The sequence below is a fragment of the Nocardioides sp. P4_G4 genome (genome assembly GCF_056401085.1).
In genome coordinates this window covers 1-12,233 of the sequence record NZ_JBFUKA010000020.1, presented here as the reverse complement: position 1 = coordinate 12,233, position 12,233 = coordinate 1, and the positions used below count along the sequence as shown (strand labels likewise).

At 71.5% G+C, this 12,233-nt stretch carries 14 protein-coding genes; 10 read left to right on the top strand and 4 right to left on the bottom strand.

Going from position 1 to position 12,233, the window contains the following annotated elements; genetic code table 11:
- Positions 1 to 311 precede the first annotated feature (311 nt).
- Positions 312 to 1,082: a rolling circle replication-associated protein gene (locus AC1DQF_RS06665; protein WP_477524427.1), complete on the top strand. Its 771-nt coding sequence runs from the start codon at positions 312 to 314 to the stop codon at positions 1,080 to 1,082.
- Positions 1,083 to 1,261: 179 nt separating this feature from the next.
- Here the strand turns inward: AC1DQF_RS06665 and AC1DQF_RS06660 are convergent, their stop codons facing one another.
- The gene (locus AC1DQF_RS06660; RefSeq protein ID WP_477524426.1) at positions 1,262 to 2,683 is read right to left on the bottom strand and encodes a recombinase family protein; all 1,422 of its coding nucleotides are present in this window, start codon (positions 2,681 to 2,683) and stop codon (positions 1,262 to 1,264) included.
- A 19-nt stretch (positions 2,684 to 2,702) separates the two neighbouring features.
- On the opposite strand from AC1DQF_RS06660, the gene AC1DQF_RS06655 reads away from it, so the two are divergent.
- On the top strand, positions 2,703 to 2,942 hold the full coding sequence (locus AC1DQF_RS06655) for a hypothetical protein (RefSeq protein ID WP_477524425.1): 240 nt from the start codon (positions 2,703 to 2,705) through the stop codon (positions 2,940 to 2,942).
- A gap of 186 nt (positions 2,943 to 3,128) precedes the next feature.
- Here the strand turns inward: AC1DQF_RS06655 and AC1DQF_RS06650 are convergent, their stop codons facing one another.
- On the bottom strand, positions 3,129 to 3,644 hold the full coding sequence (locus AC1DQF_RS06650) for a hypothetical protein (protein ID WP_477524424.1): 516 nt from the start codon (positions 3,642 to 3,644) through the stop codon (positions 3,129 to 3,131).
- A 286-nt stretch (positions 3,645 to 3,930) separates the two neighbouring features.
- On the opposite strand from AC1DQF_RS06650, the gene AC1DQF_RS06645 reads away from it, so the two are divergent.
- Positions 3,931 to 4,104: a DUF5302 domain-containing protein gene (locus tag AC1DQF_RS06645; RefSeq protein WP_477524423.1), complete on the top strand. Its 174-nt coding sequence runs from the start codon at positions 3,931 to 3,933 to the stop codon at positions 4,102 to 4,104.
- A 70-nt stretch (positions 4,105 to 4,174) separates the two neighbouring features.
- On the top strand, positions 4,175 to 5,224 hold the full coding sequence (locus AC1DQF_RS06640) for a MaoC family dehydratase (protein WP_477524422.1): 1,050 nt from the start codon (positions 4,175 to 4,177) through the stop codon (positions 5,222 to 5,224).
- On the opposite strand, the gene AC1DQF_RS06635 is transcribed toward AC1DQF_RS06640, so the two are convergent.
- Complete coding sequence (locus AC1DQF_RS06635; protein WP_477524421.1) at positions 5,200 to 6,408, bottom strand: MFS transporter; 1,209 nt, start codon at positions 6,406 to 6,408, stop codon at positions 5,200 to 5,202. The genes AC1DQF_RS06640 and AC1DQF_RS06635 overlap by 25 nt on opposite strands.
- Before the next feature lie 47 nt (positions 6,409 to 6,455).
- On the opposite strand from AC1DQF_RS06635, the gene AC1DQF_RS06630 reads away from it, so the two are divergent.
- From AC1DQF_RS06630 to AC1DQF_RS06620, 3 genes are read left to right on the top strand one after another with little or no spacing between them, the layout of a single operon-like run.
- On the top strand, positions 6,456 to 7,034 hold the full coding sequence (locus AC1DQF_RS06630; RefSeq protein ID WP_477524420.1) for a histidine phosphatase family protein: 579 nt from the start codon (positions 6,456 to 6,458) through the stop codon (positions 7,032 to 7,034).
- A gap of 31 nt (positions 7,035 to 7,065) precedes the next feature.
- Positions 7,066 to 7,707, top strand: coding sequence for a DUF6758 family protein (locus AC1DQF_RS06625; RefSeq protein ID WP_477524419.1), 642 nt, complete (start codon positions 7,066 to 7,068; stop codon positions 7,705 to 7,707).
- A 48-nt stretch (positions 7,708 to 7,755) separates the two neighbouring features.
- Complete coding sequence (locus AC1DQF_RS06620; RefSeq protein WP_477524418.1) at positions 7,756 to 8,628, top strand: PHP domain-containing protein; 873 nt, start codon at positions 7,756 to 7,758, stop codon at positions 8,626 to 8,628.
- Between the two features lie 4 nt (positions 8,629 to 8,632).
- Here the strand turns inward: AC1DQF_RS06620 and AC1DQF_RS06615 are convergent, their stop codons facing one another.
- Positions 8,633 to 9,466, bottom strand: coding sequence for an SDR family NAD(P)-dependent oxidoreductase (locus AC1DQF_RS06615; RefSeq protein WP_477524417.1), 834 nt, complete (start codon positions 9,464 to 9,466; stop codon positions 8,633 to 8,635).
- A gap of 60 nt (positions 9,467 to 9,526) precedes the next feature.
- Between AC1DQF_RS06615 and AC1DQF_RS06610 the strand changes: the two genes are divergently transcribed.
- The 3 genes from AC1DQF_RS06610 (at position 9,527) to AC1DQF_RS06600 (ending at position 11,997) form a co-directional block, all read left to right on the top strand.
- A complete protein-coding gene (locus tag AC1DQF_RS06610) occupies positions 9,527 to 10,369 on the top strand; it encodes a ParA family protein (RefSeq protein WP_477524416.1) in 843 nt (280 codons plus the stop codon).
- A 4-nt stretch (positions 10,370 to 10,373) separates the two neighbouring features.
- Entirely contained in the window at positions 10,374 to 11,063 is a 690-nt protein-coding gene (locus tag AC1DQF_RS06605; RefSeq protein WP_477524415.1) for a L,D-transpeptidase, read from the top strand.
- A gap of 73 nt (positions 11,064 to 11,136) precedes the next feature.
- Positions 11,137 to 11,997 carry an exonuclease/endonuclease/phosphatase family protein gene (locus AC1DQF_RS06600; RefSeq protein ID WP_477524414.1) on the top strand — a complete coding sequence of 287 codons (861 nt, stop codon included), beginning with the start codon at positions 11,137 to 11,139 and terminating at the stop codon, positions 11,995 to 11,997.
- Positions 11,998 to 12,233 lie beyond the last annotated feature (236 nt).

The window sequence follows — 12,233 nt, the reverse complement described above, 5'->3', positions numbered from 1 at the left end:
CCGGGCCGTGTGAGGGACGAGCACGGTTTGGGGTGCGGCGCACCCCTCCCGGCCCGCGACACCCGGCGGGTTCCTGCTCCCTGTATCGGGTCTGTGTGGCAGGATTCCGTTTGCGAGACCGGAGAACGGCGCGCCACCGCGTCGTACTGACGCCCCTGTCCCGGGGGCTATGGAGGGCCGTGCGGGCCCAGGGACGTTCCGGATGACATAGAGGCGCGGGCTGGATCACCGCAGGTGGCTTGGGCCTCGCATAGCGTTCTCTGACGTGCTCCATGTGGGGCCGACATTCCGTCGGTTTCTGGAGTGTTCCCGTGTCTCGTTCTGCGCTCGTTGCTCTTGGCCGCCCGGATGCGGGCTGGTCGTTGTCGTTGTATCCGTCTGCTGGTGAGGCTGGCGGGTCGTTTGTCTCGTCGGTCCGTCGCCAGGGTGTGCGCGGGGTTCGTGGTGCTGCCGCTGATCCTGAGCGGTCCCGCCTGGAGGCGGCTCGTCGTGCTCGGGGGAAGGTCCGGCGCTACTGCACCGCGCACGGGCTGAACCGGCTGGGCACGTTGACGTACGCGGGTGCGGGGTGTCACGACCCGGCGCTGCTCCGGGCGCATGTGGGCGGGTTCTTCCGGTCGCTGCGTACGTCGCTGGGTGGAGAGCCGTTCCCCTACGTGTGGGTGCCGGAGTGGCACAAGACCGGCCACGGGCTGCACGTGCACTTCGCCGTGGGCCAGTTCATCGCTCGCGGTCGGATCGATGAGGCGTGGGGGCGCGGGTTCGTCCACATCAAGCGGCTCTCTGATCTGCCAGTGGGCTCCACGCGGCTCAGTGAGGCACGACGCGCGGCGGGGTATCTCTCGAAGTACGTAACAAAGAACTTCGCCGATGACGAGTCGTCGCGGGGGTCCGCGTTGCACCGCTACGAGGTCGCGCAAGGGTTCCAACCGCGTGCGGTGCGGTTGAGCGGTGTCTCTGCTCGTGATGTGCACGATCAGGCGGTCGCGCACATGGGCGGGGCGTTGCCGGCTGTGGAGTGGAACTCCGATCAGGTCGAGGGGTGGCAGGGTCCGCCGGCGGTGTGGTTCGCATGGGACTGAGTCACCTGTCCCCAGACGCGTTGGCGGCGTTCGTGCAGGCGTCGTGTGCCGCGTCAGGCGTGCCGGTGAAGATCACCGATCCGGTGGTGGTCCGTCGGGTTGGAGTCCTGCTCGGCGCGGCCCCCGGGGACGGTCGGGGGCGCAAGCGAAGCGGCACCCGCACCGACCCCGGGGGTGGCTCAGTGGCGCCAGGCGATGGTCACGCGGGCCGGGTCGATCACGGTGGCTCCACGGGTGCCGGATCCGATCACGGCGTGGTCGATGACAGCGGCGACGATGGCGTGTTGGCGCGAGAGGTTCAGCTCGGACCAGGAGCGGCCTAGTTGCTGTCCGTTCCCAACCAAGCCGGTGAGTGCGGTGGTGCGGGTCAGGCGGGCCAGTTGGCGTTGGGTCTGCTCGCGGCGGGCGGTGATGGGCTTCTTGGCTCGTAGCCATTCGGTCATGGTGATGTGGCGTTGGGCGTAGGCGTCGGCCAGTTCTTCCAACTGCTGGGTGTCCTCGTCGAGCACGGTGGTGAGTTCGTGGGTGCGCTCGTCGGCGCTGGATCGTCCTGCGAGGGTGTCGGCGAGGTCGGGGGTGTCGAGGCGGTAGAGCACGGCGTCCGCGATGAGTCGTTCGAGTGGGTCGGCCACGATGGTCAGTCGTCCGCATCCTCGGTGGTCCGGTCCCGACATGCAGACGTAGCGGCGGCGGGTGGCTCCGTTGGACTCGCGTCGGGCGCTCGAATACAGGGGCGTGTCGCACTTGGCGCAGCGCAGAAGACCGGACAGCAGATAGCGCTGGGGGGTGCGGCGTCCGGAGTTCTTCGCCTGCTCCATCTTGGCCAGCACACGGCGGTGGTCGTCCTCGGTGATGATCGGCTCCCACTGTGCCTTGGCGACGACTTGGCCCCGGTGGGCTCGGAGTCCGGCGTAGCGGGGGTTGCGCATGATGTTGCGCAGCGTGCTGGTGATCCACCCGGATGCTCCGGTCACGGTCGGGATCTCCTGGTCGTTGAGCCAGGTCGCGAGTGAGCGCATCGATTCCCCGGCCAGGTAGCGGGCGACCAACTGGCGTAGGACTTCGGCTTCCTCGGCGCGGATGGTCAGGCCGTCCTGCTCGTAGCCGAACGGCCGGGTGTGGGAGACGTGCGGTTTGCCTTCGGCTGCGTTCTGCGCGGCTTTGCGGGCCACACGTCGGGCCTTGGTCGCGGACTCGCTCGCGGCGACGGCGGCCAGCATCCGCGCAACGAGGAGGCCGTCACCGGTGCTGATGTCGGTGTCGCCGGTCACGAACCTGACGTGACGGACCTTGGCGGCGTCCACGGTGACGAGGAACTGCTCCAACTCGATGGGTCGTCGGGTGAGGCGGTCGATGTGGTAGACGATCACGGCGTCTACCAGGCCGTCTGCGAGGTCGGCCAGCATCCGCTCGTACTCGGGTCGGCGCTTGCCCGAGTAGGCCGACAGGTCGTTGTCGACGTACTCACCCGCGATGGGCCAGCCCATCTTGGTGGCGAGTTCGTGGCAGTCCTGGACCTGCCGGGCGACACCGGCACCGGAACCCTCGACGTCGCTGGAGATACGGGCGTAGATCGCGGCCCGTACGGGCGTGGTCGTCATGAGGGCAGATTAGCGATTCATGAGCAACCTTGCCGCGTTGTGCAGGCTGCACCACCGGCTCAAGACCCACGGCCGTTGGCGCTATCAGATGACCGAACCGGGAGTGTTCGACTGGACCAGCCCGCTGGGCCACACCTACCGCCGTGACCACACCGGCAGCCAAGCCACCGGCCGCGCCTGGCCCGACACCGACGCGGGCCGCGACCTCATCGAGCTGCCGGACCTGCGGTCCCTTCGCGCGCACCCGCCGGACCAGTGACCACCCCGCCCCGGACCCCGCCCGAATGACCCCGGCGGGGCTACCGGCACGTCAGAAGGCTCGCCCATCATTCGAAGCTCCGGAGCATCGGTCAACGGGCTCGTCGAGAGATGCGCTTGTCCGTCCGACAACGCCGTGCGCACCAACGATGGTTCGGACGGTCACACGACCCCGCCGATGCGGTGATCAGTACGTGAGCCGCCCGCGACCCCTCACGAGATCGATCTCGTGCAGCAAGTCGCCGTTCTGAATGCAGCTGCCGTCCGCCTTGTGAGGAAAGACCCCGAACGCTCGCACGGTTCCCCTGAACCTGCCCGACGCGTGCACGAACATCCCGGTTCCACCCATGACCTTGTTGGTCTGCCTGACTGAGGCGCCGAATGCGCACGTCTCGGGGTTCGCGTGGACTCTCACGCCGTGGTTGGTGCTGACCAGGTGCATCGTTCCGCCCGGGAAGACCAGGTCGTCGCGATTGACGTTGTCGGGGTCACCGGGCTCGGCTCCCTTCTCCACGATCCGGCCCACGCCATCGAACACGCCCCGGAAGACGATGCGGGTGAGGTCGACGTCACCACGTGTCTTCACGAGAAATCCGTGGAAGGACTGCTGCCCGTCGGTCGCGTGTGCCGGAGTGACTCCGCTGCTCAGCAGTGCGGCCGCGACCGTCGCCGAAGCCAGGAGCTGTCGGATGTGTCTGGGCATTGTCGTCTCCCCTCGACGAGGGCTTCGACGCCTTGCGAGAAAGCCCAAGATGTCCCTTCCATGGAACTCCCCGGAAGCTGCGATGTAAACGCTGCGATTGGGGAAGTGCTGGTCTCTGATGTCGCGGGGCCAATGGGCTCGGTACGACGCGAAGAAGTCGGCCGATGCGTCAGAACACCACGGTGACCTGCCACCGACCGCCACACCGGCGGCGGCGTCCGCCCCGAAATCCCTCGACCCGTGTGGACCCGACTGGCAGGGTGGGGGCCTGACCAGAGGAGGACGGATGACGAACGAAGACCTCAAGGCCAAGATGCGCGAGGCGCTCGACAAGAAGAACCACAAGGAGAAGGGCGTCCACCAGGACGGCCCGGTCCACGAGAAGGCCCACGGGGCCGAGGTCGAGGGTGGAGCGTCACCCAAGATGCACCGCCGCAAGGCCGGTGGCGGCGGCACCTGAGTCACCGTCGTGACAAGCACCACGTGAGCACCCGCGCCCGTCAGGGCGCGGGTGCGGCACGATACGGGCCATGAGCAGCCCGATCGTGAGCAAGACCAACGCCGGCAACTTCTTCGAGGACTTCACCCTCGGCCAGGTGATCGAGCACGCGACGCCGCGGACCGTCACCGAGGGCGACCGGGCCCTGTACGGCGCGCTCTACCCCAGCCGCTTCGCGATCGCCTCGAGCGCCGAGTTCGCCGCCGCCTGCGGCCTGACCCCTGCCCCCGTGGAGGAGCTCATCGCCTTCCACGTCGCGTTCGGCAAGACCGTCCCCGACATCTCCCTCAACGCGGTGGCCAACCTCGGCTACGCCGAGTGCCGTTTCCACCGGCCGGTCGTGCCGGGCGACACCCTGCAGACCCGCTCCGAGGTCATCGGCCTCAAGCAGAACTCCAACGGCCGCACCGGAGTCGTCCACGTCCGCTCGACGGCCACCAACCAGCGCGACGAGACCGTCCTGGACTGGTGCCGCTGGGTGATGGTCCACAAGCGGGACGCGGACGCGCCGGCCCCCGAGACCGTCGTGCCCGACCTCGCCGCCGCGGTCGCCGCCGAGGACCTGGTGATCCCCGAGGGCCTCGACTTCACGGCGTACGACGTCGTGGCGGCGGGGGAGCCGCACCGTCTCGGCGACTACGCGGTCGGCGAGAGGATCGACCACGTCGACGGCGTCACCCTCACCGACCCCGAGCACATGATGGCCACGAGGCTCTGGCAGAACACCGCCAAGGTGCACTTCAACACCGACGCCCGCCCTGACGGCAAGCGCCTGGTCTACGGCGGGCACGTCATCTCGATGGCCCGGGCACTGTCCTTCAACGGCCTGGCCAACGCCCAGCTGATCTCGGCGATCAATGCCGGCTCGCACGTCGCCCCGGCCTTCGCCGGCGACACCGTGCACGCCTGGTCGGAGGTCCTGGACGCCGCGGCGACGAGCGCGCCCGGCGTCGGCGCGCTGCGCCTGCGCCTCGTCGCCACCCGCGGCCGCGACGCGTCGATGACGCTGCGCGGCGAGGACGGGAAGTACGCCGACGGCGTGCTGCTCGACCTCGACTACTGGGCGCTCGTCCCCGTCTGAGGACCCGCCCGAGGACCCGTCCGAGCCGGCGGCGCCACCGGTCCCGGCAGGGCGAAGTGCCGCGACAGCGGCCAGACCAGCAGGATCAGCACCATCGGCACGGCGAACCCGATCCGCAGGTTGTCGGCGCCCACGACCCCGGTGAGCACGGCCCCGAGCAGCCCGCCGACGTAGTTGAACTGGTTGAACCGGCCGATCACCACGTCGACGCGGGCCTGCCGCAGCGCAGGGTCGGTGACCCCGTCGCCGGCGATCCGGGCGGCGGCGGAGAAGGAGAGCGGCGCGATCACGGCCGCCCCCAGCCCGAGCAGCGTGAAGCCCACCACCGCCACCGGCCACGTCGGTGCGGCCACCACGAGCAGCAGCGCGAAGGCCGACACCAGCGTCCCGGCGCGCAGGACGCGGACGGCACCGTGACGGCGTACCAGCCCGTCGCCGGCCAGCCGGGCCACCAGCGACGCCACGAGGTAGGGGAAGGTCGCCAGCGCCAGCAGTGACGTGGGGGTCGGGAAGGCCCGGTCGAGGTACGTCGGTCCCCAGGTCGCCGCCGCCGTGTCGACCATGTAGAAGAGCACCATCGCCAGCCCGACCATCACGATCGGGCGCCACGGGACGGCCACGTCGTGGGTGGCGGTGGAGATCCCGACACGACGCAGGTACGGCGCCGCGATCGCCAGCAGCGGGACCAGCCCGACCACGCCCAGCGCGGTCACCGGGACCCCGGGCGTCACCAGCGTCAGGCCGGCGCCGAGGATCCCGCCGAAGGTCCACGCGCCGTGCATGGACGGCAGGACGGGCCGTCCGAGCGCGTGCTCGATCGCCACCGCCTGCATGTTGGTGCTTGCGTCGACGAGACCCAGCGCGACGCCGTACAGCGCGAGCCCCAGCAGGAACACCGGCCACGCCTCGACCACGGTGAGCACCAGGGCGAGGGCCATCACCGCGAACCCGGTACGCAGCAGCACCGCGCTGTCACGGCGCACCGCGAGCCGCTCGGCCACGACGGAGCCGACCCCGGCCAGCAGCACCACCATCAGGAGCAGGCCGGAGAGCCCGAGCTCGTCCAGGTCCCACCGGTCGGAGAAGAGCGGCAGCCGGGTGGTGGTGCTGATGAAGACGAACCCCTGGCAGCCGAAGGCGACCATCGCCGCCACCCGGCCGCGCCGCACGGCGACAGACGTCATGGCCGCATGGTGGCACGGTTGGGCCGCCCCGGTGCCAGACTCGGCCCATGAATGCGCACACCGCCTCGACGCAGGAGCTCTGGATCGTCCGCCACGGCGAGACCGAGTGGAGCCGGTCCGGCCGGCACACCTCCACCACCGACCTGCCGCTCACCGAGCACGGCGTCGAGGTCGCGCGCGAGCTCGCCCCGCGTCTCGCGGACGTCGCTTTCGACCTCGTCCTCACCAGCCCGCGACAACGCGCCCGGACCACCGCCGAGCTGGTCGGGCGGCCCGGCGCCGAGGTGGACGAGGACCTCGTCGAATGGGCGTACGGCGACTACGAGGGCGTCACCACCGCGACCATCCGCGAGACCGTCCCGGGCTGGAGCGTCTGGACCGACCCGACGCCCGGCGGTGAGACGGCCGACGACGTGTCGGACCGGCTCGACCGGGTGGTCGAGCGCGCCCGGGAGCACCGGGGACGCACGCTCGTCTTCGGCCACGGTCACGCGTTGCGCGCCCTCACCGCCCGTTGGCTCGGCCTGCCCGTCGAGGCCGGACGTCACTTCCGCCTCGACACCTCCACCCTGTCGGTGCTGGGCTGGGAGCGCGAGTCCCCGGTGCTCCTGCGCTGGAACTCTTGACGCCTCCCGCGAGCGACGACACCGTGGAGCAATGCTCGACCCCGGCTGCCCCCGTTGCCCGCGGCCCGTCGTCCACGACGGCGCCGGCTGGGCATGCCGGGACCACGGCCCGGTGGTGCCCCTCTGGCGTCCGGCCGAGGCGTCGTACGCCGCGTTCGTCGCCCACCTCGAGCGCTCGGGCGACTTCCCGACGCTGCTGCCCTGGCCTCTCGGTCCCGGCTGGCACGTCAGCGGCTTCKGGGTGGTCGCCGAGGACGGGAACGCCCACGCCACGGTGACCGCGATCTCAGGCACGACGGCGCTCGACGGCCCGGTCGACGTCCTGGTGGTGAGCGAGGAGCCCGGCACCGGGGTCGGCGCACGCGTCGCGCGACTGCCGGGGGACACCCCGGAGGACCTGGGCACGGACCCGCCGCTCACCAAGGTCCGGGTGGAGCAGGTCTCCGTGCCGATGTGGTCGGTGTCCACCAGCACCGTCCCGGTCGCCACCACCGGGATCGAGCTGGACCGCTCCGTCCTGGTCGGCGAGGAGTCCGGACGCTGGCTGTGGCTGCTGATCCGCCCGGCCTCGGCGATGCTCCTGCTGCGCGACGAGTGGATCCTGCGCGACGCCTCGCGGCTGGGACCCCCGCTGGTGGAGGTGCCGTTCGGGGGCCCCGACCCCGGCTGGTGAGCCGCCGCCGATCCGTGCCGAGCGTCCCGGCGGTGCCAGACTGACCCGGTGCGCATCGACCTCCACACGCATTCCTCGGTCAGCGACGGCACGGACCCGCCCGCCGTCCTGGTACGTCGTGCACACGAGGCCGGCCTGGACGTCGTCGCCATCACCGACCACGACACGGCCGAGAGCTGGGCGGAGGCCGAGCGGGCCGCCGCGGAGGTGGGCATCACCCTGGTCCGTGGGATGGAGATCAGCACCCGGCTGGGCCACGGCAGCGTCCACCTGCTGGCCTACCTCCCCGACCCGACGTACCCGCCGCTGGCCCGCGCGCTGGCCGACATCCTCGACGGTCGCAACGACCGGGTGCCGGCGATCTGCGCCAAGCTGCGGGCCTGCGGGATCGAGATCACCGAGGACGACGTACGCCGCCGGGCCGGCGACGCCGCCGCGACCGGTCGACCCCACGTCGCCGACGCGATGATCGCCCGTGGCGTGGTCGCCAGCCGCGAGGAGGCCTTCGCCTCCTGGCTCAACCCCGGCCGCCCCGCCTACATCGACAGGTACGCCGTCCCCCTCGAGGAGGCGGTCGCCCTGGTGGCCGGCGCCGGCGGCGTGAGCGTGGTGGCCCACCCCTGGGGTCGGTCCCGCGTGCTCACCCCCGACCACCTCGAGCGCCTCGCCGGGCTCGGACTGGCCGGCATCGAGGTCGACCACCAGGACCACCCGGCGCCCGTGCGCGAGGAGCTCCGCGCCCTGGCCCACGACCTCGACCTGATCGCCACCGGCTCCAGCGACCACCACGGCCTCGGCAAGGTCGACCACGACCTCGGGTGCAACACGACGCCGCCCGAGCAGCTCGAGCGGCTCCTGCAGCGGGCCGCCGACGCCGCGGACGCCAGCGGCCGCGCGACCCCGGCGCTGCTCGTCCCCTGAGTCCCTACTTGCGCCCGATCGACTGGAAGCGCTGCAGCACGCCGGTCGGCACGGCCCGGGTGAGGGCGACGATCGTCCGGTACTGCGCTCCGGGCACCGAGAACACCCGACCCTTGGCGTGGTCGGCCAGGGCCTTCTCCACCAGGAACGACGCGTCCAGCCACAGGAAGCCGTCGCCGCGCTTGACCTGCATCCGCTCGTGGAACTCGGTCTTGGTGAAGCCCGGGCACAGTGCGGTCACCGTCACCCCGGCGTCGCGGTACTCGTGGGCCGCCCACTCGCTGAAGCTGTTGACCCAGGCCTTCGCGGCCGAGTAGCTGCCCCGGGGCAGGAACGCCGCCACCGAGGAGACGTTGATGATGCCGCCGTGGCCGCGCTCGGTCATGGCGCCCAGCGCCGCGTGGGAGAGCCGCAGCACCGCGGTGACCAGCACCTGCAGCATCGCCACCTCGTCCTCGACGGGATTGTCGAGGAAGCGCTTCTTGAGCCCGAAGCCGGCGTTGTTGACCAGCAGGTCGACCGGACGCTCCCGGTCGGCCACCCGCGCCTCGACCCGGGCGAGGTCGCTCGCGTCGGTCAGGTCGGCGCGCAGCACCTCGACCTCGACTCCCTCGGCGGTCCGGATCCCGGCCGCCACCGACTCCAGCCGCGCCTCGTCGCGGGCCACCAGCACGAGGTCGTGGCCCTGCCCGGCCAGCTGGCGGGCGAACTCCAGCCCGATCCCCGCGGTGGCGCCGGTGACGAACGCCGTCGTACGGGGCGTCGTGCGCGGGGTCGGTCGGGGGCTCGACCCAGGGGTGGAGGAGGTGGGCGGAGGCGGAGGAGTGGCGGAGTTCATGCGCCCAGCATCAAGGTGTCGCCGCGTCGGGGGCAACCGGGTCGGGCATGATGGGCGGTGATGACCACACCACGCACGGTGACCCTCGCGATCGCCAACCAGAAGGGCGGCGTCGCCAAGACCACCTCCGTCGCCTCCATCGGCGCCGCGCTGGCCGAGATGGGCCACTCGGTGCTCCTCGTCGACCTCGACCCGCAGGCCTGCCTGACCTTCTCGCTGGGCATCGACCCGGAGGACCTCGAGGTGTCGGTGCACCACGTGCTCACCAAGGGCGTGGACCCCTCGGAGGTCATCCTGGAGACCGAGGACGGTGTGGACCTGCTCCCCGCGACCATCGAGCTGGCCCGGGCGGAGGCCGACCTCCTGACCCGCACCGGTCGCGAGCACGTCATCAAGGGCGTCGTCGAGCAGCTCGCCGAGGACGAGGCCGGCTACGACTGGATCCTGCTCGACTGCCCGCCCTCGCTCGGCGTGCTGACCGTGGCCGCGCTCACCGCCGCCGACGGCGTCCTGGTGCCGCTCCAGTGCGAGACCCTGTCGCACCGCGGCGTCGGCCAGCTGCTCGACACGGTCCACGACGTACGCCGCTTCACCAACCGCGGGCTCGAGGTCTGGGGCGTCCTGCCGACGCTGTACGACGGTCGCACCAACCACGCGCGCACCGTGCTCGAGACGATCAGCGAGACCTACGACCTCGAGGTCGTCGAGCCGCCGATCCCCAAGACCATCAAGTTCGCCGAGGCCCCGGCTGCCGGTCGCTCGATCCTGGCGACCAGCCGCACCAACAAGGGGGCCCAGGCCTACCGCGAGGTGGCCGCCAACCTGGTCATCCGCTCCCAGCGGCCCAAGGCCAAGAGGTCGAAGGCCGCGCTCAAGAAGGCCGCCGGCCGGGGCAAGGCCTGACCCCATGACCCGCCACCGGTCCGCCCACCCGCGCTACGGCCGGATCGTGCTGGTCGTGGCGTCCGCCGTCGTCACCGGCGTGTCGGTGCTCGGGGGAGTGGGCCTGCTTCCGCTCGAGCGGGAGCCCGCCGTGGCCGCCGACCGGACCGGATCGGCACCGGCGGTGGAGACCGCCGTGCTGAGCGGGTCCAYGACCACGCCACCCGCTCCGGCCCCCGACGCCCCCGGGACGAGCCCGACCGAGAGCACGGAGACCACCGGGACCACCCCGGTCGCCCCGACGCCCGACCCGCTCGCGGTCCCGGCCGACTCGGGCACCGGACGCCGCGTCGTGTTCAGCGAGGAGGCCCAGCGGGTCTGGCTCCTCGGCGCCGACGACGGGGTGCGGCGTACCTACCTGGTCAGCGGCAGCCTCACCGACAACCTCGACCCCGGCTCGTACGAGGTCTGGTCGCGCTCGCGGTGGGCCGTCGGCATCGACGACTCGGGCGTCATGGAGTACTTCGTCCGCTTCGCCCACGGCCAGCACGCGGCCATCGGCTTCCACTCCATCCCCACCAAGCTCGGTGAGCCCCTCCAGACCCGCGCGCAGCTCGGGACCCCCCAGTCCCACGGGTGCATCCGGCAGGCCCTGCCCGACGCCGTGGCGATGTGGCGCTTCGCGTCCGGGGGCACCACGGTCGTCGTGGTCTGAGGCGCCCGACGGCCCCGCCCGGCACCCCGTGCCGATTTGGCGCCACGCCGAGGGGGTTGCCTACAGTGCCCGGATGCCCTCGACGACCAAGTCCTTCGTTGCCGCCGGCGTCCTGGCCCTCGGGCTGAGCACCACCCCGGCTCTCACGACCGGCACGGCCCACGCCGAGCCCACGTCCCCCAGCACGTCGACGACCAGCACCTCGACCCCGTCGACCACCGACAGCCGGCCCCGCAACGGGTACGGCGTCCGGCTGACGACCTTCAACATCCTCAGCTCCGCGATGGCCCGCGGTGGCGTCGACCGGGCCTCCCGCGCGGCGCGCTGGGTGCAGGACCAGGATGCGACGGTCTCTGCCTTCCAGGAGGTGGCCAAGGACCAGCTGCGGCAGATGCAGAAGACGCTGACCGGCTACCACTTCTTCCCGCGGCGCACGCTCGGCACCCGCGGCTCGGCGATCCAGATCGCCTGGAAGACCTCCGAGGTCAAGATCATGGAGACCGGCCACGTCATGCGGCCCTTCCTCGGCTGGCAGCGCCCGATCCCCTACGTCCGGCTCCGCGACCGCGAGACCGGCCGCGGCTTCTGGGTGGTGGCGATCCACAACGCCCCCGGTGGCCACGAGAGCGAGCGCGACGTCTCCACCGCCAAGGAGATCGCCCAGGTCAAGAAGCTGCTCGGCAAGGACCGGCCGGTGTTCGTCGTCGGCGACGTCAACGAGCGTTCGGAGTTCTGCTCCAAGGTGGCGCGTGCCACCCCGCTGGTCTCGATGAACGGCGGGACGGCCAAGAAGCCGTGCCCCGTGCCMCGGTTCGGTGGGCCCGACTGGATGCTCGGAGCGGGTGCGGAGTTCTCCGGCTTCGCCAAGGTCTACAACGGGATCAGCGACCACCCGGCGCTCACCGCCAAGGCCTGGGTGCCGTCCAAGCGCTGACCCGAGCTCCTTCGACTCACGAAGGACCCGACACACGAAAGACCCGGCGCCACCAGGCGCCGGGTCTTCGTCGTGCGTGAGCCGCGGGTCACCCCGCGAGGAGCGTCACTCGGATGCGGGAGCCGCGGCCGAGCCGGCCGAGCCGCCCGAGCGGGTACGACGACGGCGGTTGCGGTTGCGGCTCGCACCCTCGCCGGCAGGCGTGTCGCCGGTGGACTCGCTCGCGGTGCCGGTCG

Excerpts from the sequence above, each read along its gene's own strand:
- AC1DQF_RS06660 (WP_477524426.1), bottom strand. The coding sequence starts at position 2,683 with ATGACGACCACGCCCGTACGGGCCGCGATCTACGCCCGTATCTCCAGC.
- AC1DQF_RS06655 (WP_477524425.1), top strand. The coding sequence starts at position 2,703 with ATGAGCAACCTTGCCGCGTTGTGCAGGCTGCACCACCGGCTCAAGACC.
- AC1DQF_RS06650 (WP_477524424.1), bottom strand. The coding sequence starts at position 3,644 with ATGCCCAGACACATCCGACAGCTCCTGGCTTCGGCGACGGTCGCGGCC.
- AC1DQF_RS06645 (WP_477524423.1), top strand. The coding sequence starts at position 3,931 with ATGACGAACGAAGACCTCAAGGCCAAGATGCGCGAGGCGCTCGACAAG.
- AC1DQF_RS06640 (WP_477524422.1), top strand. The coding sequence starts at position 4,175 with ATGAGCAGCCCGATCGTGAGCAAGACCAACGCCGGCAACTTCTTCGAG.
- AC1DQF_RS06635 (WP_477524421.1), bottom strand. The coding sequence starts at position 6,408 with ATGACGTCTGTCGCCGTGCGGCGCGGCCGGGTGGCGGCGATGGTCGCC.
- AC1DQF_RS06630 (WP_477524420.1), top strand. The coding sequence starts at position 6,456 with ATGAATGCGCACACCGCCTCGACGCAGGAGCTCTGGATCGTCCGCCAC.
- AC1DQF_RS06615 (WP_477524417.1), bottom strand. The coding sequence starts at position 9,466 with ATGAACTCCGCCACTCCTCCGCCTCCGCCCACCTCCTCCACCCCTGGG.
- AC1DQF_RS06610 (WP_477524416.1), top strand. The coding sequence starts at position 9,527 with ATGACCACACCACGCACGGTGACCCTCGCGATCGCCAACCAGAAGGGC.